The organism is Streptomyces griseocarneus (assembly GCF_014655595.1).
Lineage (GTDB): Bacteria > Actinomycetota > Actinomycetes > Streptomycetales > Streptomycetaceae > Streptomyces > Streptomyces griseocarneus.
Map to the genome: position 1 here is coordinate 238,564 of NZ_BNBL01000007.1, position 19,239 is coordinate 257,802.

The following is a 19,239-nucleotide window of genomic DNA, read 5'->3' on the forward strand; positions in this document are numbered from 1 at the left end:
ACATGGCCTCCCTGCGGGCCCGGCGCAACATTCACTCCCGCGAGCTATTGACGAAACATACGGCGCACTGCATAGTTATGCCTACCAGTACATGCAGCACCGTAAGGAGAATCCCGTGACCGAGCGCGTCGTACTCGCCTACTCCGGCGGCCTTGACACCTCCGTCGCCATCGGCTGGATCGCCGAGGAGACGGGCGCCGAGGTCATCGCCGTCGCCGTGGATGTCGGCCAGGGCGGCGAGGACCTGGACGTCATCCGCAAGCGCGCGCTCGCCTGCGGTGCGGTGGAGGCGGAGGTCGCCGACGCCAAGGACGAGTTCGCCGAGGAGTACTGCCTCCCGGCGATCAAGGCCAATGCCCTCTACATGGACCGGTACCCCCTGGTCTCCGCCCTCTCGCGGCCCACGATCGTCAAGCACCTGGTGGCCGCGGCCGAGAAGCACGGCGCGACCACCGTCGCCCACGGCTGCACCGGCAAGGGCAACGACCAGGTCCGGTTCGAGGCCGGCATCTCCTCCCTCGCCCCCGAGCTGAAGTGCATCGCCCCGGTCCGCGACTACGCCATGACCCGGGACAAGGCCATCGCCTTCTGCGAGGCCAAGGGCCTGCCGATCGCGACGACCAAGAAGTCGCCGTACTCCATCGACCAGAACGTCTTCGGCCGGGCCGTCGAGACCGGCTTCCTCGAGGACATCTGGAACGCCCCGATCGAGGACGTCTACGACTACACCGCCAACCCGGCCACGCCCCGCGAGGCCGACGAGGTGGTCATCACCTTCGAGCAGGGTGTCCCCGTCGCCCTCGACGGCAAGCCCGTCAGCGTGCTGCAGGCCATCCAGCAGCTCAACGAGCGGGCCGGCGCCCAGGGCATCGGGCGGCTCGACATGGTCGAGGACCGGCTGGTCGGCATCAAGTCCCGGGAGATCTACGAGGCGCCCGGAGCCATCGCGCTGATCACCGCGCACAAGGAGCTGGAGGCCGTCACCGTCGAGCGCGAGCTCGCCCGGTACAAGCGGGGCGTGGAGCAGCGGTGGGCCGAGCTGGTCTACGACGGCATGTGGTTCTCGCCGCTCAAGCGGGCCCTGGACGGCTTCATCGCCGAGGCCAACCAGCACGTCTCCGGCGACATCCGGATGACCCTGCACGGCGGCCGGGCCGTCGTGACGGGCCGGAAGTCCGCCCAGTCGCTGTACGACTTCAACCTCGCCACCTACGACACGGGCGACACGTTCGACCAGTCCATGTCGAAGGGCTTCATCGAGATCTTCGGTCTCTCCGCCAAGATCGCGGCCAAGCGGGACCTGGTGTGAGCGACGAGCAGCAGGGCGTACGCCTGTGGGGCGGCCGGTTCGCGGACGGACCGGCCGAGGCCCTGGCCAAACTCTCGGCCTCCGTCCACTTCGACTGGCGGCTCGCCCCGTACGACATCGCCGGCTCCCGGGCCCACGCCCGGGTCCTGCACAAGGCCGGGCTGCTGACCGCCGACGAGCTCCAGCGCATGATCGAGGGCCTCGGACTGCTCGAGGCCGACGTCGCCGCCGGCACGTTCACGGGCACCATCGCCGACGAGGACGTGCACACCGCCCTCGAGCGCGGTCTGCTGGAGCGGCTCGGCCCCGAGCTCGGCGGCAAGCTGCGCGCCGGGCGGTCCCGCAACGACCAGGTCGCCACGCTCTTCCGGATGTACCTGCGCGACCACGCGCGGATCATCGGCGGTCTGGTCGCCGATCTCCAGGAGGCGCTCGTCGGCCTCGCCGAGGCGCACCCGGACGTCGCCATGCCGGGGCGTACGCACCTGCAGCACGCCCAGCCCGTGCTCTTCGCCCACCATGTGCTCGCGCACGTCCAGGCGCTGTCGCGGGACGCGGAGCGGCTGCGGCAGTGGGACGAGCGCACGGCCGTCTCGCCGTACGGGTCGGGGGCGCTCGCCGGGTCCTCCCTCGGGCTGGACCCGGAGGCGGTCGCCGCCGACCTCGGCTTCGAGCGGGGCTCGGTGGGGAACTCCATCGACGGCACGGCCTCGCGTGACTTCGTCGCCGAGTTCGCGTTCATCACGGCCATGATCGGCATCGACCTGTCGCGGATCGCCGAGGAGATCATCATCTGGAACACGAAGGAGTTCTCCTTCGTGACCCTCCACGACGCTTTCTCCACCGGCTCCTCGATCATGCCGCAGAAGAAGAACCCGGACATCGCCGAGCTGGCGCGCGGCAAGTCCGGGCGGCTGATCGGCAACCTCACCGGGCTGCTCGCCACGCTCAAGGCCCTGCCGCTCGCGTACAACCGCGACCTGCAGGAGGACAAGGAGCCGGTCTTCGACTCCTGCGACCAGCTGGAGGTCCTGCTTCCCGCCTTCACCGGGATGATGGCGACCCTCACGGTCAACCGCGCCCGGATGGAGGAGCTGGCCCCCGCCGGTTTCTCGCTGGCCACGGACATCGCCGAATGGCTGGTCAAGCAGGGCGTGCCGTTCCGTGTGGCGCACGAGGTCGCGGGGGAGTGCGTCAAGGAGTGCGAGGCGCGGGGCATCGAGCTGGACGGGCTGAGCGACGAGCAGTTCGCCGCCATCTCCCCGCACCTGACCCCCGATGTGCGCTCGGTCCTCAGCGTGCCGGGCGCGCTGGCCTCGCGCAGCGGGCGCGGCGGCACGGCTCCCTCGGCGGTCGTGGTGCAGCTGCAGGAGGTCAAGGCGGACCTGGCCGTCCAGCGGGAATGGGCGGACGCTACGCGACACGGGTGATCATTTTGAGACGACCATAACCCGAATGAGACATCCATGTCTCATTCGGGTTATGGTCGTCTCATGAGTGTTGACCGCCGTGAGCACGTACTGAGAGCAGCCGCAGCCCTGCTCACCCGTAAGGCGACCGCCTCCATGGACGAGATCGCCAAGGCCGCCGGCATCAGCCGCGCCACCCTCCACCGCCACTTCGCCGGCCGCGACGCACTCGTACGGGCCCTGGAACGGCTCGGCATCGACCAGTTCGAGCGTGCCCTGGACGAGGCCCGGCTCGACGAGGGCGACGCGGCGCAGGCCGTGCGCAGGCTGATCGAGAAGGCCGAGCCGGTCGCCGGCATCCTGTCGTTCCTCTACACCGAGAACCAGCTCTTCGAGGGCGCGGTCGACGAGGGCTGGAACCGCCTGGACGCCCGCGTCCACGCCCTCTTCGTCCGCGGTCAGGAGGAGGGTGCCTTCCGCATCGACCTCTCACCCGCCTGGCTCACCGACGCGCTGTACGGGCTGATCGCCTCGGGGGCGTGGGCCGTGCAGGATGGGCGGGTGGCCGCCAAGGACCTCACCCGCATGGTCTCCGAGCTGTTGCTCGGCGGGGCGCAGCGGAGGGCCGAGCGGTGAGCGCCAAGACCGCCGGCCCGGCGCCCGGTGCGCCCGCGCCGGTGGAAGAGCCGCGGCGGGGCCGCTGGCTCGCCCTCGCCGTCCTCGCCCTGGCCGTGCTGCTCGTCGCCATCGACGCCACCGTCCTGGGCCTCGCCACGCCCTTCCTCAGCGAGGACCTGCAGCCGTCGGGCACCCAGCTGCTGTGGATCGGTGACATCTACTCCTTCGTCATCGCCGGACTCCTGGTGTCCATGGGCAGCCTCGGGGACCGCATCGGCCGCAAGAAGCTGCTGCTGTGCGGCGCGGTGGCGTTCGGCGCGGTCTCCGTGCTCAACGCCTATGCCAGCAGCCCCGAGATGATGATCGCGGCCCGCGCCCTGCTGGGCGTGGCGGGCGCGACGCTGATGCCCTCCACCCTCGCCCTCATCCGCAACCTCTTCCACGACCCCCAGGAACGCAGCCTGGCCATCGGCATCTGGGGCGCGATGGCGTCGGCGGGCGCGGCCGTGGGCCCGGTCGTGGGCGGCTTCCTGCTGGAGAACTTCTGGTGGGGCTCGGTCTTCCTGATCAACCTGCCGGTCATGGCGGTGCTGGTGCTGGTCGGCATCAAGCTGCTGCCCGAGTCCCGGGACCCCTCGCCGGGGCCCTGGGACCTGATCAGCGTGGTGTTGTCGATGGTCGGCATCGTGGCGGTCGTCTACGCGATCAAGGAGGCGGCGACCCACGGCCTGACCTGGCCCATCGCCCTCGTGGCCGCGACCGGCGCGCTGGCGCTGGTGTGGTTCGTACGACGCCAGCTCCGGCTCCCGTCGCCGCTGCTGGACATGCGGCTCTTCCACCACCGGGGCTTCTCCGGCGCCGTGCTGGCCGACCTGCTGACCGTGCTGGGGCTGTCCGGGATGGTCTTCTTCCTCTCCCAGTTCCTGCAGCTGGTGCAGGACCGCAGCCCGCTGGAGGCGGGGCTCGCGGAACTGCCCGCGGCCGTCGGCGCGGTGACGGCGGGCCTGCTCGCCGGCCAGGCGGCCCGGCGCTTCTCGGTGCGCTCGGTGGTGACGGGCGGCCTCGCGGCGATCGGGGTGGCGCTGGCGACGCTGATGTGGCTGTCCCCCGACACCGACTATCCGGTGCTCGGCGTGGTGCTGCTGATCGTCGGCGTCGGCGCCGGCTTCTCGTTCACCGTCACCGCCGACGTGATCCTCTCCAGCGTCCCCAAGGAGCAGGCGGGTTCCGCCTCGGCCGTCTCCGAGACGGCGTACGAGCTCGGTGCCGCGCTCGGCATCGCCCTGCTCGGGTCGATCGTCACCGGCGTCTACCGCGACTTCGCCGTGCCCCCGGGCGTGCCGGCCGCGCAGGCGAACGAGGCCCGCGAGTCGCTGGGCGGCGCGGTCCAGTCGGCGTCGGCGCTGCCCGCGGACACGGGCCAGGCGCTGCTGTCCTCGGCGCAGGAGGCCTTCGTGGAGGGGCTGCGGATCGCGTCCGGGGTCGGCGCCGTGGTGCTGCTGGCCACGGCCGTGGCGGCCTGGTTCCTGCTGCGCGGACAGCGGCTGGAGGAGGGGTACGGCGGCTGAGCCGGATACAGCTCGGATGAGCAAACATCACAGGGGCCGGGGCTGGCAAGCCCCGGCCCCTGTGATGTTTACCGGCGAGTAACTCCCTTGACGCGCTCCTTATGTGCCGGAGAACATCACGTCCACCGGTCGACATTGTCGAACGTGGTTCGGACGAGGGCGTCCGCTGTGGGACGCCGTGTTCAAAGGATTCCCCCACATGCGTCTGCGCACCACCGCACGGTTCCTGGTCGCCGCCGCGGCCACCGCCGCGCTGAGCCTCATGGGGCTCACCGCCACCCCGGCGTCCGCCTCGCCGCTGGACATCCCGCCCAAGGGCGCCAACGACTGGTCCTGCAAGCCGGACTCGGCGCACCCGCAGCCGGTCGTGCTGGTCAACGGCACCTTCAAGCTGATGGTCGAGAACTGGGCCAAGCTCTCCCCGGCGCTGAAGGACGCGGGCTACTGCGTCTTCGCCTTCAACTACGGGCACATGGAGACCGACCCGATACCCCAGGCCGCCCAGGAGCTCTCGGACTTCGTGGAGGCCGTGCGCGGCGCCACGGGCGCCGAGAAGGTCGACATCGTCGGGCACAGCCAGGGCGGCATGATGCCGCGCTACTACGTGAAGTTCCTCGGCGGCGCCGCCAAGGTCGACGACCTCGTGGGCATCGTCCCCTCCAACCACGGCACGAAGAACCCGCTCGCGATCCCCGCCGGCTGGACCTTCTGCCCGTCGTGCGTGGACCAGCAGGTCGGCTCCGACCTGCTCAAGAAGCTCAACGAGGGCGACGAGACCCCGGCCGGCCCGGACTACACGGTCGTCACCACCCGCTACGACGAGGTGGTCATCCCCTACACCAGCGCCCTGCTGAGCGGCCCGGCCGAGCACCTCACCAACGTCGTGCTGCAGGACAAGTGCCCGCTCGACCTCTACATGCACGACCAGGCCACCAAGGACCCGGTCGTCGCCCAGTGGGTGCTCAACGCGCTGGGCCGCAAGGGCCCGGCCGACCCGGGCTTCCAGCCCCGCTGCCTCGGCGGGGCGTAGCACCCGGGGGCCGTCAGGCGGCCTTGGCCTCGCGGGCCTTGGTGGCGTACATGTCGACGTACTCCTGGCCCGACAGCTCCATCACCTGGCTCATCACCTCGTCGGTGACGGCGCGCAGAACGTAACGGTCGCGGTCCATGCCCTCGTAGCGGGAGAAGTCCAGCGGCTCGCCGAAGCGCACCGTCACCGGCGCGATGCGGGGCAGGCCCTTGCCGCTCGGCTGGACCTTCTCGGTGCCGATCATGGCGAACGGCACCACCGGCGCGCCCGTCATCAGCGTCAGGCGGGCGATGCCGGTGCGGCCGCGGTAGAGCCGGCCGTCGGGGGAGCGGGTGCCCTCCGGGTAGATGCCGAAGATCTTGCCCTCCTCCAGCACCCGGCGGCCCGTCATCAGCGCGGCCACGCCGCCGTTGCCGCCGTCGCGGTCGACAGGGATCATGCCCGAGGAGCTGAAGAACCACGCCATCAGCCGGCCCTTGACGCCCTTGCCCGTGACGTACTCGTCCTTGCCGATGAAGAACACCTGACGCTTGACGATCAGGGCCAGGAAGAGCGAGTCGATGAACGTGGTGTGGTTCCCGGCGAGGATCACCGGCCCGCTGTCCGCGATGTGCTCGGCCCCCTCCACCTTCGGGCGGTACAGGACGCGCATGAGCAACCCGAGAAACGCCTTGAGCAAGATGCGGGACAACGGACCCTCCGGTCGTGGTGTTCGGACTGGCGCACAGGGCGCGGTCGCTGACGATACTCGTGGGTACCACCCCTGTGCACGCGGGGTTGACCGACTCGAAACAGAGTGTTGACGTGACTTTTCACTCCGTTCCGTTTCCGTTCTTCATCAGGGAAGTCGTACGTGCATACGATCGCCCCGCAGCGCACCACCACGGAACGAGGAGAGTTCATGCAGCATGAGCAGCGGCCCGGCAGGCGTACGGTGCTGGGAGCGGCGGCGGCCCTCGGCGCGGGGGCGGTCGCCCTCGGCGGCGCGGTGACCCCGGCGTCGGCGGCGGAGTCCGCGGCGCGCCGCGGCGGCCACGGCGGTTCCTACAAGGACCTGCCGGTGCCGACCGTCGTCGGACACCGCGGCTGCAGCGGCTCCCGGCCCGAGCACACCCTCGGTTCCTACCAGTTCGCCCTCGACAACGGCGCGGACGTCATCGAGCAGGACCTCGTCCCCACCAAGGACGGCCACCTGGTCTGCCGCCACGAGAACGACATCACCGGCACCACCGACGTCGCCTCGCGCCCGGAGTTCGCCTCCCGCAAGACCACCAAGACCGTCGACGGCGAGGCCCACACCGGCTGGTTCACCGAGGACTTCACCCTCGCCGAGCTGAAGACGCTGCGCGCCAAGGAGCGCATCCCCGCCACCCGCCAGCACAACACCCTCTACGACGGCCGCTGGCAGGTGCCCACCTTCGAAGAGGTCCTCAAGTGGGCCGAGGAGCAGGGCCGCAAGCGCGGGCGCCGGATATGGCTGCACGTCGAGACCAAGCACCCCACGTACTTCCGCAAGGCCGGCCTGGGCCTGGAGGAGCGCCTGGCCAAGCTGCTGCGCCGCTACGGCCGCGCCGGCCGCGACGGCTACACCTTCCTGCAGTCCTTCGAGCCCAGCAGCCTCCAGCGGCTGAACAGGCTGGGCATCGACTGCCCCAAGGTCCTGCTGCTGGACGACCTGCCGACCCGGCCCTGGGACTTCACCGAAGCCAAGGACCCGCGGACGGTCGCCGACCTCATCACGCCCAAGGGCCTGAAGTGGGTCTCGGGCTTCGCCCAGGGCATCGGCCCGTGGCTGAACCTCGTCATCCCGCGCGACAAGGACGACAGGCTCACCAAGCCCACCACGCTGGTGCGCGACGCCCACGCCGCCGGGCTGATCCTGCACCCGTACACGATGCGCAACGAGAACAGCTTCCTGCCGGCCGACTTCCGCCGGGGCACGGACCCGAACGCCTACGGTGACGCGTTCGGGGCGTTCAAGACGTACTTCGCGACGGGCATCGACGGCATCTTCACCGACAACCCCGACACCGGGGCGCTCGCCCGCGCGGACTTCGTCAAGGGCTGACCCGCCGGCATCCCCCGGACGGGTGGTGCCCGGTCGCCGCGGAAACCGCCGGCGGCCGGGCACGCGTCCCGGTTCCCGTGACGCAGAGTGATCTTCTGACCGGACTGGGCCCGCTGCTGAAGGCGGAGTGCGCCGCCGAGGCGGCCGCGGCCGGGGGAGTGGACCCCGCCGACCTCGAACAGGGCGTGTGGGTACGGCTGCTCAGCGACGGCCGCACGGCCGTGTCGGCGGTGCGGTTACGGGCGACCGTACGGGCCGAGGCCCGTGCTGCACGGCGCCGGGCGCGCCGCGAGGTGCCCTACGACCCGACCGCGCAGCCGCCGCCCACCACCTCGCCCGGCGTCGAACAGACGGTGCTGGACGCCGAGGCGGGCCGCGAGCTGCGCGCCGCCGTCCGCAGGCTGCCCGGCCGCTGCCCGCACCTGCTCGGCGCCCTGCTCTCCTCGAGTGACCCGACCTACCGGGAAATCGCAGGGAAGTTGGGAATGTCACAAGGATCTCTGGGACCCGTACGTTCCCGTTGCCTGGGATGCCTGCGCAGAATGCTCATGGCAGAGATTGCGGCTCCTTGACCCGGGGGAAAGGAGCGTTAAGCGACCCACCAGGGGAGGCATGCGCACATGGGCATGAGCGTGACCATCTCGGCCGCGGCCGGGGACGATGCCGAACAGATCCTCAAGCTCCAGTACCTCTGCTACCAGAGCGAGGCCGCACTCTACGGCGACTACTCCATCGAGCCCCTCACCCAGACCCTCGACGACCTGCGCGCCGAACTGGGCCAAGGCTGCGTGCTCGTGGCCCGGCTCGGCGAGGAGGTCGTCGGCTCGGTGCGCGGCACGGTCGACGCCGAGGGCACGGCCGTGATCACCGGCCTCATCGTGCACCCCCGGATGCAGCGGCACGGCCTGGGCGGGCGGCTGCTCGCCGCCCTCGAGGAGCGGCTGGCGGGGGAGTGGGCCGCCAAGCGCTACCGGCTGGCCACCGGCCAGCGCAGCGAGGGCAATCTGCGGCTGTACCGCAAGTGGGGCTACGAGCGCACCGGATCCCAGGTGGTGACCCGCGCCTTCACGCTGGTCACCCTGGAGAAGGAGGCCCGGCCGGCGCTGGCGGCCAGCGCCTAGGAGCGCGGCGCCCGGCGCAGCCAGACCATGGCGGTCACCGGCAGGATGACCGGGATGAAGAGGTAGCCCATGCCGTAGTCCGACCAGACCGTGGCGTCGGGGAAGGCGGACGGCTCGAGCAGCGTCCACGTCCCCACGACCAGGACGCCCGCCAGCTCGGCGGCGCAGCACACCAGCGCCGCCCGGCGGGCCGACTCCCCGCCGCGCACCAGTGAGTACGTGATGAAGGCGTACACCACGGCGGCGCCGGCCGAGAGCACGTACGCGAGCGGCGCCCTGCCGAAGTCCATGAGCATCTGGACGGCCGAGCGGGACGCCGCCGCGACCGTGAACACCCCGTAGAGCCAGACCAGCAGCCGGCCGGGGCCCTGCCCCAGGTCGAAGCCGGACCGCTGCCCCGCATCGGTCGATTCGGTCACGTCAGCCTCCCCAGATGTCGTAGAGCCGCACCTCGAGCACGGCGAGGATCACGGCGCCCGCCGTGACGGTGGCCGAGCCCCAGCGGGTGCGCTCGGCCAGGGACATGAAGCCCGCCGCGGGCACCGCGGCCGCCGCGCCGAGCAGATAGGCGACGAAGATCGCCGTGCCCTGCTCGGGCTTGTCGCCGCCGGCCAGCCGCACCACGCCGATGACGAGCTGCACCACGGCGAGCAGGGAGACCACGGCCATGCCGATGAAGTGCCAGTCCTTGGTGGACTGGTCCCGCGAGAAGGCGAAGCCGCACCAGGCGGCCAGCGCGAGCGCGGCCAGGCCGGCCGCGAGCGTCAGCGCGTGGATCACCGCGGCCCCCGGACGGCGCGGGTGTGCGGATGGGGCGTGACAGGCATGTACCGACTCTAATGGCCCGCGCCCGTACGGCCGTGAGCGACCCCGGAGCGTCCACGGACTGAACCACCCTGTCCGCTATTCGGACAGGCTTGGCTTATTCGCACAGGCTTCTGTTTTACTTGCCCGCATGACCACGACGAGCACCCGCATCCTTGCGACCGAGGCGATGACGACGCCCGGTGCTGCTCGTCGCATGTGTCGAATGTGTGACTGCTGAGGGCCCCCGTCCGTGCCTCGCGCCCCGAAGCGAGACCCCGTAGAGCCCGTACCGGCCACCCCGGCCGGAACGAACAGCTCCCCGCCCCGCGTCACCAGGAACTCCCTCATCCGCGCCCTCCGCGCACCGTGAGGACCCCTATGCCGCGTTCCGCAATGAATTGCCCGTGCCGGCATTCACCGCCGCGCACTCGACAGTGACGGAATCCCCCTGTGATCACCACTACGGGCCTGACAAAGGTCTACCGCTCAGGCGGCCGCGAGGTCACCGCCCTCGACGGCGTCGATCTGCACGTCCGCGAGGGCGAGGTGTACGGCGTCGTCGGCCAGAGCGGCGCCGGCAAGTCGACCCTCATCCGCTGCGTCAACCTCCTGGAGCGCCCCAGCTCCGGCACGGTCACCGTGGCGGGACAGGACCTCACGGCGCTGGCCGGCCGAGGCCCCCGCGCGGGCGCCGAACTGCGCAGGGCGCGCAGCCGCATCGGCATGGTCTTCCAGCACTTCAACCTGCTCTCCTCGCGCACGGTGCAGAGCAACATCGAGCTGCCGCTGGAGATCCTCGGCGTCTCCGGCAAGGAGCGCGAGCGCAAGGCCCTCGAGCTGCTCGACCTCGTCGGCCTCGCCGACAAGGCCAAGGCCTACCCCGCCCAGCTCTCCGGCGGCCAGAAGCAGCGCGTCGGCATCGCCCGCGCCCTGGCCGGCGACCCCAAGGTGCTGCTCTCCGACGAGTCGACCTCCGCGCTCGACCCGGAGACCACCCGCTCCATCCTCCAGCTGCTGCGCGACCTCAACCAGCAGCTGGGCCTGACCGTCCTCCTCATCACCCACGAGATGGAGGTCGTCAAGACCATCTGCGACTCCGCCGCGCTGATGAAGGGCGGCCGGGTCGTGGAGTCCGGCACCGTCTCCGAGATCCTCGCCACCCCCGGCTCCGAGCTCGCCGCCGAGCTCTTCCCCGTCGGCGGCGAGGCCTCCGGCCCCGACCGCACCGTCGTGGACGTCACCTTCCACGGCGAGGCGGCCACCCAGCCGGTCATCTCGCAGCTCTCCCGCACGTACAACATCGACATCTCGATCCTGGGCGCCGCGATGGACACCGTCGCCGGCAAGCAGGTCGGCCGGATGCGCATCGAGCTGCCCGGCCGCTTCGAGGAGAACGTCGTGCCGATCGGCTTCCTGCGCGAGCAGGGCCTCCAGGTCGACGTCGCCGACACCAAGACCCCGGCACCCGCCGACGCGCTCCTGAAGGAAGGTGCCAAGTGACCTGGACCGAGATGCAGCCACTGCTGCGCGACGCCTGTCTCGACACCCTCTTCATGGTGTGGTGGTCCACCGTCTGGGCGGTCGTCGGCGGCATCCCGCTGGGCCTGCTGCTGGTCCTCACCGACCGCGGCGCGCTCCTGCAGAACGTCGTGGTGAACAAGGTCATCGGCGTGATCGTCAACCTCGGCCGCTCGCTGCCCTTCATCATCCTGCTCGTCTGGCTGATCCCCTTCAGCCGGCTGATCGTCGGCACCTCCATCGGCCCCAGCGCCGCCGTGGTGGCCCTGGTCATCGGCGCCGTGCCGTTCTTCGCCCGGCTGGTGGAGACCGCGATCCGCGAGGTCGACCACGGCCTGATCGAGGCGGCCCAGTCGATGGGCGGCGGCACCTTCACCGTGATCTTCAAGGTGCTCCTCCCGCAGGCCCTGCCCTCCCTCATCGCCGGCCTGACCACCACGGTCATCGCCCTCCTGGGCTACTCCGCCATGGCCGGCGCGGTCGGCGGCGGCGGCCTGGGCAACCTCGCCATCACCTACGGCTACATGCGCCACGAGACCGGCCTGATGAACGTCACCATCGTGCTGCTCATCGCCATCGTGACGATCGTCCAGCTCGCCGGCGACCTGGCCGCGCGCCGGCTGACCCGGCGCACCGGCCGCCAGGCCCAGGCCGTGGGCCTGCGCAGGCTCTGGGCCCCCGCCGTCCCCAGGCCCCGCACCGCCCCCGAGGCCGCGGAGCCCACCAAGGCCGCATAGGCCCACGGCCACCGGCCGTACCCCGAGAACCCACGAGCCCGGACCCTTTGCCGGGCAGCAACACCTCGTGAGAACAAGAAAGAGGCACTCTTCGTGCGTACCACCGTCAAGCTCACCGCCGTCGCCGCCGCAGCCGCCGCACTCACCCTCGGCCTGAGCGCCTGCAGCGCCCCCTCCGACACCTCCTCGAGCTCCGGCAAGAAGGGCAAGGACGCCGACCCGGCCGCCAAGCTCGTCGTCGCCGCCAGCCCCACCCCGCACGCGGACATCCTGAACTTCGTCAGGGACAAGCTCGCCAAGGACGCCGGCCTGAACCTGGAGGTCAAGGAGTTCAACGACTACGTCCTGCCGAACACCGCCACCCAGAACGGCGACGTCGACGCGAACTTCTTCCAGCACAAGCCGTACCTCGACGACTTCAACAAGAAGAACAAGACGGACATCGTTCCCGTTGTCAACGTCGAGATCGAGCCGCTGGGCCTGTACTCCAAGAAGGACAAGAAGGTCGGCGACCTCGGCTCCGGCTCCACCATCGCCGTCCCCAACGACGCCACCAACGAGGGCCGCGCCCTGAAGCTGCTCGCCGACAACGGCGTCATCAAGCTCAAGGCGGGCGTGGGCGCCGAGGCCAAGCTCTCCGACATCGAGGACAAGAAGGGCATCGAGTTCACCGAGCTCGAGGCCGCCCAGATCCCCTCCCGCCTGGCCGACGTCGACGCCGCCGTCATCAACGGCAACTTCGCCATCGGCGCCAAGCTCAACCCCGCCAAGGACTCCCTGGCCCTGGAGAAGGCGGACGGCAACCCCTACGCCAACTTCCTCGCCGTCAAGAAGGGCAACGAGGGCGACCCCCGCATCGCCAAGCTCGCCAAGCTCCTCAACTCCGACGAGGTCAAGAAGTTCATCGAGCAGAAGTTCAGCAACGGCGCCGTCATCCCCGCCTTCGGCGCTCCCAAGAGCTGACACCTTGTAATCTCGGCCATTCGTACGGTCGCAGGCCCCGCGCACACGAACCGCCCGTGCGCGGGGCCTGACACTTGGCGTATCCACCTGCCGATGCTGCATGCTGGTGCACCCGAGCCAGACCGGTACCACCCCCGAGCAATCTCGCACCGGCGTTGGAGCAGCACATGACATCCACCTTTCCGGACATCTCCATCAGTACGGACCGGCTGGTGCTGCGCCCGTTCGAGGCGGGAGACGTCTCCCCGCTCGCCGAGATGATGAACGACGAGCTCATCACCGCCTGGACCTCCGCCCCGCACCCCTACACCACCGCCGACGCCCGCGACTGGGCCCTGCGCCGGGCCCCCTCGGAACGCATCTCCGGGCGCGGAATCGTCTTTGCGGTCACCGAATTCCTCACCCAGCGCCTCGTCGGCACCCTCCACCTGCGCAACACCGACTGGCGGACCCTGACCACCGAGGTCTCCTACGTCACCGCGCCCTGGGCCCGCGGCGAGGGCTACGCCTGCGAATCGGTGCTCGCCGTCGCCCAGTGGCTCTTCCGCGACCAGAAGTTCGAACGACTCGAACTGCGCACCGCCGCCGACAACAGCGCCGCCCAGCAGGTCGCCCAGAAGATCGGCTGCGTCAGCGAGGGCGTCCTGCGCAACGCCTGGATAGCGCGCAGCCGCACCGAGGACGCCGGCTGGACCGAGCTCCGCACCGACCTCATCGTCTGGAGCCTGCTGCCCGAGGACCTCGACGAGTTCCGCGAGGCCCCCGGCGGCGGCTACGACTACCCCGACTACGCCGCCACCTTCCCCGAGTGGCGCTGAGCGGGCCACCGCCCGCCCCCGGCCCCGGCCCACCCGACCGGGGTACCCTCACCCTGCCCGCCTCCGCGCGGGCCCGACCCGCGACAAGCCCAGGAGACTGACGACGATGGCCGACCGGGTCACGGTGATCGGATGGGACGGCTCACCGCTGACGGACGCGGCCCGCTCCGCCCTCGGCGCGGCCACCCTGGTGGCCGGCGCCGCGCACCACCTGGCCCTGCCCGAGGTCCCGCCCGCCGCCGAACGCATCCGCCTGGGCAGCATCGACCTCGCCGCCCGGCGCATCGCCCAGCACCGCGGCTCGGCCGTGGTCCTCGCCGACGGCGACCCCGGCTTCTTCGGCGTCGTCCGCACCCTGCGCGGCCCGGAGCACGGCCTCGAGGTCGAGGTCGTCCCCGCCGTCTCCTCCGTCGCCGCCGCCTTCGCCCGGGCCGGCATGCCCTGGGACGACGCCCAGGTCGTCGTCGCCCACAGCCGCGACCTGCGACGCGCCGTCAACGTCTGCCGCGCCCACCCCAAGGTCGCCGTCCTCACCTCGCCCGGCGCCGGCCCCGCCGAACTCGCCCTCCTCCTCGGACCCGTCCACCGCACCTTCGTCATCTGCGAGGAACTGGGCACCGAGCGCGAAGAGGTCACCGTCCTCACCTCCGACCGGGCCGTCGACCACGTCTGGCGCGACCCCAACGTCGTCATCGTCATCGGCGGCTCGGGGGAACCGGTCCTGGGCGGCGGCTGGATCGCCGGCCGCGACGCCGGCTACCCCTCCGGCGTGCGCGGCTGGGCGCTGCCCGCCGACGCCTACGCCGGCCGGCCCGGCGAGGGCGAGTCCACCGAGCTGCGCGCCGCCCAACTGGCACGGCTCGGGCCGCGCGTGGGCGACCTGGTGTGGGACATCGGCTCCGGCAGCGGCGCCGCCGCCGTCGAGGCCGCCCGGTTCGGCGCGGCCGTCATCGCCGTCGACCAGTCCCCCGACGCCTGCCGCCGCACCGCCGCCGCGGCCCGCCACCACGGCGTGCAACTGCAGGTGGTCCAGGGCACCGCCCCCCAGGTCCTGGAGGACCTCCCCGAACCCGACGTCGTCCGCGTCGGCGGCGGGGGCGCACCCGTCGTCGCCGCCTGCGCCGACCGCCGCCCCGAGCGGATCGTCGCCCACGCCGCCACCCGCGACGACGCCGAGGCCATCGGCCGCGCCCTCGCCGAAGGCGGCTACGCGGTGGAGTGCACGTTGCTCCAGGCAGTGGAGTTGGACACAGCCGCCTGGACCGAGCGCGAGCGCGCCGTAGCCTTCCTCCTGAGTGGCCGTCGCACGCACCCCTGAGGCCCGGGGAAGGCGCGGAGGGTAGGCTGGCGGATCGTTGTGCAGCCGCCCGGTGTCCGACACCACAGTCGCCAATGCTCCGAACGCCCCCCTCGATTGGCGCGTACAGGGCAAGGTGACACGGACGGCACACAACGTGCCGCGAGGCATGCACGCTCGTTCTTGTCTATGGGCGTGAGCGGTTGGAAGGAGCACTACCGATGGGCGAGGGGTACGCATGACCGACACCGGCCGGTTCCCGGACGAGGGACAGCCGGAGAACGCAGGCGCACTGCCCGGCCACCCGCATCACGCGGACGCCGCGGCCCCTGCCGACACCGGAGCTCCCGCGACCCACTCGACGTACGCCTTCCTCGAGCAGGACACCGCGGACGAGGACGACCTGCTGCTGATGCCGGGCGCCCAGGGCGCCTGGATGGAGCAGCCGCCCGTCCAGGGCGGTACGCACGAGACGGGCGGCCGCGACACGGGCTCCCTCGACTACACCGGCGTACGCACCCCGCCCCCGGCGGCCGCGCCCGCCGCCACCCCGCCGCGCCGCCCGCTGCACATGGGCCCGCCCGTGCCGGACCCCACCAGCGGCGTCGTCCGCTCCCTCGCCGACCGCGGCCCCGCCACCCAGCAGCAGCCCGTCGGCTCCCCGGTCCACCCGCCGGCCCCGCCGGTGGGCGGCGTCGAGTACCTCGACGCCCCGGCCGAGCCCTTCGTCCCGCCGCAGGGCGAGGCGCAGGCCGTCGCCACCGCCCCGGCGCCCGAGATACTCGCCGAGCCCGCCCCGCAGGCTGACGCGACGTCAACGCCCCCCGCCGCTCCCGCCGCGCCGGCGGAGAGCCTCGACCTGGGCTCCGAGCCCGCCCCGGCGGCGCAGCCGGTGCCGCCCGTGCCGAGCGCGGACGCCGCGCAGGCGGTCATCGCCAGGGCGACCCAGGAGGTCGCCTCGGCGCTGACGCAGCCGGCGCCGGCCGACGTCCCGTCGGAGCAGCCCGCGGCGGAGGCCGTCGCCGAACCGACGCCGGCACCGGCCCCGGTCGCCGAGCCCGAGCCCGCACCGGTTGCCGAGGTGACCGAGGTACCGGTCGAGGCCGCGGCCCCCGAAGCCGCTGCCCCCGCGCCGGAGCAGCCGGTCGTGGAAGAGGCGCCGGCCGAGCCGGTCCAGGCGGAGCCCGTGGTGGCCGAGGTGCCGGTTCCGGCCGTCGTACCCGCCCCGGAGCAGCCCGCCGCTGACGAGGCGCCGGCCGAGCCGGTCCAGGAACCGGCCCAGGAGCAGGAGCCGGTCCAGGCGGAGCCCGTGGCCGAGCCCGTGCAGGCCGCCCCGGAGCCCGTGGCGGTGCCCGCCCAGCCGGAGCCCGAGCCGGCCCCGGTCGCCCTCGCGCCGGAGCCGGTGGCCGAGTCGGCCCCCGTCGCCCCCGCGCCGGAGCCGGTGCAGGCCGAGGCCCCGCAGCCCGCGCCCGTGGAGCAGACGCCGGAAGCGGTGGCGCCCGCGCCGGAGCCGGTGGCTGAGCCGGCCGCGGAGCCGGAGCCCGAGGCGCCGGCCGAGGCCCCCGTGACCCCGGAGGCAGCGGAAGCGCCCGAGCCGCAGGCGCCGGAGCAGGCACAGGTGCCGGCCCCTGAGCAGATCGCACCTGCCTCGGAGCCGGTCCCGGCCCCCGAAGAGGCCCCGGCCCCCGAGGCAGTGCCGGTCCCGGCCCCGGCCCCCGAGCAGACAATCGCCCCGGAGCCGACCCCAGCAGTGGCCCCGGCCCCCGAGCCGCAGCCCGCACCGGTTCCCACGCCGGTTCCGACGCCGGAACCGGAACCGGAACCGGAACCGGAACCGGCGCCGACTCCGGAACCGGCACAGGAGCCCACCCCCGAACCGACCCTCGAGCCGACCCCGGAACCGGCCCTCGAGCCGGCCCCCGAACCGACGCCCGAAGCCGCCCCCGAAGCGACCGCCGAACCGACGCCCGAACCGGAACCCCTCGGCCCCCCGGCAGTCGGCTACGACGAGGCGGAGCGCGCAGCCGTGCACCGCGTGATGCGCGAGCGCCGGGACATCCGCAACGGCTTCCGCCGGGACCCGATCCCGCACGAGGTGCTGCTGCGCGTCCTGGAGGCCGCGCACACGGCGCCCAGCGTGGGCCACTCCCAGCCGTGGGACTTCGTGGTCATCCGCTCGGAGGAGACCCGGCGGACGATGCACGAGCTGGCCACCCGCCAGCGCGAGGCGTACGCCAAGTCGCTTCCGAAGGCGCGGGCGAAGCAGTTCAAGGAACTGAAGATCGAGGCCATCCTCGACACGCCGGTCAACATCGTCGTCACCGCCGACCCCACCCGGGGCGGCCGCCACACCCTGGGCCGGCACACCCAGCCCCAGATGGCGCCGTACTCCTCCGCGCTCGCCGTGGAGAACCTCTGGCTCGCCGCGCGAGCCGAGGGCCTCGGCGTCGGCTGGGTCAGCTTCTTCGACGAGCGCGAGATGGTCCGTACGCTCGGCCTCCCGGAGCACCTGGAGGTCGTCGCCTACCTCTGCGTCGGCTACGTCGACGAGTTCCCGGACGAGCCCGAGCTGATGCAGGCCGGCTGGTCGAAGCGGCGCCCGCTGTCGTGGGTGGTGCACGAGGAGGAGTACGGGCGCAGGGCGCTGCCCGGCGAGGACCCGCACGACCTCCTCGCGGAGACCCTGCGCGGCATCCGCCCGCTGGACGCCAAGGCGCTCGGCGAGGCGTGGGAGCGCCAGAAGCGGATGACCAAGCCGTCCGGCGCGCTCGGCATGCTGGAGATCATCTCCGCGCAGCTGTGCGGCCTGTCGCGCAAGTGCCCGCCGCCGATCCCGGAGCCCGCCGCCGTCGCGATCTTCGCCGGCGACCACGGGGTGCACCACCAGGGCGTCACGGCATGGCCCCAGGAGGTCACTTCGCAGATGGTCGCCAACTTCCTGGGCGGCGGGGCGGTCTGCAACGCCTTCGCCAACCAGGTGGGCGCCGAGGTCGTCGTCGTCGACGTCGGCGTGGCGGGCGAGCTGCCCAGCACGCCGGGCCTGCTGCCGCGCAAGATCCGCCCCGGTACGAGCGACTTCACCAGCGGCCCCGCGATGACCCGCGAGGAGGCGCTGCAGGCCGTCGAGGTGGGCATCGAGACGGCCCGCGACCTGGTCACGGCCGGCAACAAGGCACTGCTCACGGGCGAGATGGGCATCGCCAACACGACCGTGTCGGCCGCCCTGATCGCGGTGTACACGGGCGCGGACCCGGCGGAGATCACCGGCCGCGGCACGGGCATCAACGACGAGATGCACGCCCGGAAGATCGACGTCGTCCGCCGCGCGCTGGAGCTGCACCAGCCGGACCCCCAGGACCCGATCGGTGTCCTGGCCGCGGTCGGCGGCCTGGAGCACGCGGCGCTCGTCGGCCTGATCCTGGGCGGCGCGTCGCTGCGCACACCGGTGATCCTGGACGGCGTCAGCGCCGGGGCCGCGGCGCTGGTCGCCCGCGCGATCGCGCCGGAGGCACTGGCGGCGTGCATCGCCGGCCACCGCAGCGCCGAGCCCGGCCACGTCGCGGCGCTGACCAAGCTGGGCCTGCGCCCGCTGGTCGACCTCGACCTGCGCCTGGGCGAGGGCACCGGGGCGCTGCTGGCGCTTCCGGTGGTGCAGAGTGCGGCGCGTGCGATGCACGAGGTGGCGACGTTCGACACGGCGGGCGTCACCGAGAAGGGCTGACGCCCTTGGGGGTGCCGTAAGGGGTGGGCGCGGCCCGGTAGTCGGGTTTGTGCCCACCCTCCCCCAGCTACCGCTGGGAGGTGCCCCCAGCCCTGCGGAACGACTGCCCACAAACAGGCCGGCGGTAGTCGGCCGTCGACCGGAGGGGCCGGGGTGGGAGGGGCCGGGCCCTGGTAGGGGCGTAGGGGTTATTTGCGGCCCAAGTACGGGGCAACTGTCCCCGTTGAGGGTTCCGGGCCGTAAATAATCCAGCCC

General features: G+C 72.2%; 17 protein-coding genes. 14 read left to right on the top strand and 3 right to left on the bottom strand.

The annotated features are described in order from the left end of the window. The first annotated feature begins 115 nt into the window (after positions 1–115). The 5 genes from IE295_RS19725 (at position 116) to IE295_RS19745 (ending at position 5,934) form a co-directional block, all read left to right on the top strand. Complete coding sequence (locus tag IE295_RS19725) at positions 116–1,309, top strand: argininosuccinate synthase (protein ID WP_190065019.1); 1,194 nt, start codon at positions 116–118, stop codon at positions 1,307–1,309. Next, on the top strand, positions 1,306–2,739 hold the full coding sequence (gene argH / locus IE295_RS19730; protein WP_190065020.1) for an argininosuccinate lyase: 1,434 nt from the start codon (positions 1,306–1,308) through the stop codon (positions 2,737–2,739). The genes IE295_RS19725 and argH overlap by 4 nt, the downstream gene beginning before the upstream one ends. A 63-nt stretch (positions 2,740–2,802) precedes the next feature. Beyond that, on the top strand, positions 2,803–3,354 hold the full coding sequence (locus tag IE295_RS19735) for a TetR/AcrR family transcriptional regulator (RefSeq protein WP_224323184.1): 552 nt from the start codon (positions 2,803–2,805) through the stop codon (positions 3,352–3,354). Continuing rightward, positions 3,351–4,904 (top strand): MFS transporter, encoded by a 1,554-nt coding sequence (locus tag IE295_RS19740; protein ID WP_372478862.1) that lies wholly within the window; start codon positions 3,351–3,353, stop codon positions 4,902–4,904. The genes IE295_RS19735 and IE295_RS19740 overlap by 4 nt, the downstream gene beginning before the upstream one ends. Positions 4,905–5,103: 199 nt before the next feature. Further along, complete coding sequence (locus IE295_RS19745; RefSeq protein ID WP_190065022.1) at positions 5,104–5,934, top strand: alpha/beta fold hydrolase; 831 nt, start codon at positions 5,104–5,106, stop codon at positions 5,932–5,934. 13 nt (positions 5,935–5,947) lie between these two features. On the opposite strand, the gene IE295_RS19750 is transcribed toward IE295_RS19745, so the two are convergent. Next, the gene (locus tag IE295_RS19750) at positions 5,948–6,625 is read right to left on the bottom strand and encodes a lysophospholipid acyltransferase family protein (protein WP_190065023.1); all 678 of its coding nucleotides are present in this window, start codon (positions 6,623–6,625) and stop codon (positions 5,948–5,950) included. Between the two features lie 210 nt (positions 6,626–6,835). On the opposite strand from IE295_RS19750, the gene IE295_RS19755 reads away from it, so the two are divergent. The 3 genes from IE295_RS19755 (at position 6,836) to IE295_RS19765 (ending at position 9,123) form a co-directional block, all read left to right on the top strand. After that, positions 6,836–8,002 carry a glycerophosphodiester phosphodiesterase gene (locus IE295_RS19755; RefSeq protein ID WP_190065024.1) on the top strand — a complete coding sequence of 389 codons (1,167 nt, stop codon included), beginning with the start codon at positions 6,836–6,838 and terminating at the stop codon, positions 8,000–8,002. A 77-nt stretch (positions 8,003–8,079) separates the two neighbouring features. Then, positions 8,080–8,574 carry an RNA polymerase sigma factor gene (locus IE295_RS19760; RefSeq protein WP_190065025.1) on the top strand — a complete coding sequence of 165 codons (495 nt, stop codon included), beginning with the start codon at positions 8,080–8,082 and terminating at the stop codon, positions 8,572–8,574. 48 nt (positions 8,575–8,622) lie between these two features. Next, on the top strand, positions 8,623–9,123 hold the full coding sequence (locus IE295_RS19765) for a GNAT family N-acetyltransferase (protein WP_190065026.1): 501 nt from the start codon (positions 8,623–8,625) through the stop codon (positions 9,121–9,123). Here the strand turns inward: IE295_RS19765 and IE295_RS19770 are convergent. After that, complete coding sequence (locus IE295_RS19770; RefSeq protein WP_190065027.1) at positions 9,120–9,542, bottom strand: hypothetical protein; 423 nt, start codon at positions 9,540–9,542, stop codon at positions 9,120–9,122. The two genes, IE295_RS19765 and IE295_RS19770, sit on opposite strands and share 4 nt — an antisense overlap. A gap of 1 nt (position 9,543) precedes the next feature. Next, positions 9,544–9,903 (bottom strand): hypothetical protein, encoded by a 360-nt coding sequence (locus tag IE295_RS19775; protein WP_190065028.1) that lies wholly within the window; start codon positions 9,901–9,903, stop codon positions 9,544–9,546. A gap of 477 nt (positions 9,904–10,380) precedes the next feature. Between IE295_RS19775 and IE295_RS19780 the strand changes: the two genes are divergently transcribed. The 6 genes from IE295_RS19780 (at position 10,381) to cobT (ending at position 18,984) form a co-directional block, all read left to right on the top strand. After that, a complete protein-coding gene (locus IE295_RS19780; RefSeq protein ID WP_190065029.1) occupies positions 10,381–11,430 on the top strand; it encodes a methionine ABC transporter ATP-binding protein in 1,050 nt (349 codons plus the stop codon). After that, positions 11,427–12,185, top strand: coding sequence for a methionine ABC transporter permease (locus tag IE295_RS19785; RefSeq protein ID WP_308013120.1), 759 nt, complete (start codon positions 11,427–11,429; stop codon positions 12,183–12,185). Before IE295_RS19780 ends, IE295_RS19785 begins: the two co-directional genes overlap by 4 nt. Positions 12,186–12,278: 93 nt before the next feature. Then, entirely contained in the window at positions 12,279–13,148 is an 870-nt protein-coding gene (locus IE295_RS19790; RefSeq protein WP_190065030.1) for a MetQ/NlpA family ABC transporter substrate-binding protein, read from the top strand. Between the two features lie 167 nt (positions 13,149–13,315). Continuing rightward, complete coding sequence (locus IE295_RS19795; protein ID WP_190065031.1) at positions 13,316–13,966, top strand: GNAT family N-acetyltransferase; 651 nt, start codon at positions 13,316–13,318, stop codon at positions 13,964–13,966. Between the two features lie 106 nt (positions 13,967–14,072). Further along, entirely contained in the window at positions 14,073–15,284 is a 1,212-nt protein-coding gene (cbiE, locus tag IE295_RS19800) for a precorrin-6y C5,15-methyltransferase (decarboxylating) subunit CbiE (protein WP_190065032.1), read from the top strand. 217 nt (positions 15,285–15,501) lie between these two features. Further along, complete coding sequence (gene cobT / locus IE295_RS19805; RefSeq protein WP_190065033.1) at positions 15,502–18,984, top strand: nicotinate-nucleotide--dimethylbenzimidazole phosphoribosyltransferase; 3,483 nt, start codon at positions 15,502–15,504, stop codon at positions 18,982–18,984. Positions 18,985–19,239: the final 255 nt, after the last annotated feature.

Excerpts from the sequence above, each read along its gene's own strand:
- cobT (WP_190065033.1), top strand. The coding sequence starts at position 15,502 with ATGACCGACACCGGCCGGTTCCCGGACGAGGGACAGCCGGAGAACGCA.
- IE295_RS19735 (WP_224323184.1), top strand. The coding sequence starts at position 2,803 with ATGAGTGTTGACCGCCGTGAGCACGTACTGAGAGCAGCCGCAGCCCTG.
- IE295_RS19795 (WP_190065031.1), top strand. The coding sequence starts at position 13,316 with ATGACATCCACCTTTCCGGACATCTCCATCAGTACGGACCGGCTGGTG.
- IE295_RS19755 (WP_190065024.1), top strand. The coding sequence starts at position 6,836 with ATGCAGCATGAGCAGCGGCCCGGCAGGCGTACGGTGCTGGGAGCGGCG.
- IE295_RS19745 (WP_190065022.1), top strand. The coding sequence starts at position 5,104 with ATGCGTCTGCGCACCACCGCACGGTTCCTGGTCGCCGCCGCGGCCACC.
- IE295_RS19765 (WP_190065026.1), top strand. The coding sequence starts at position 8,623 with ATGGGCATGAGCGTGACCATCTCGGCCGCGGCCGGGGACGATGCCGAA.
- cbiE (WP_190065032.1), top strand. The coding sequence starts at position 14,073 with ATGGCCGACCGGGTCACGGTGATCGGATGGGACGGCTCACCGCTGACG.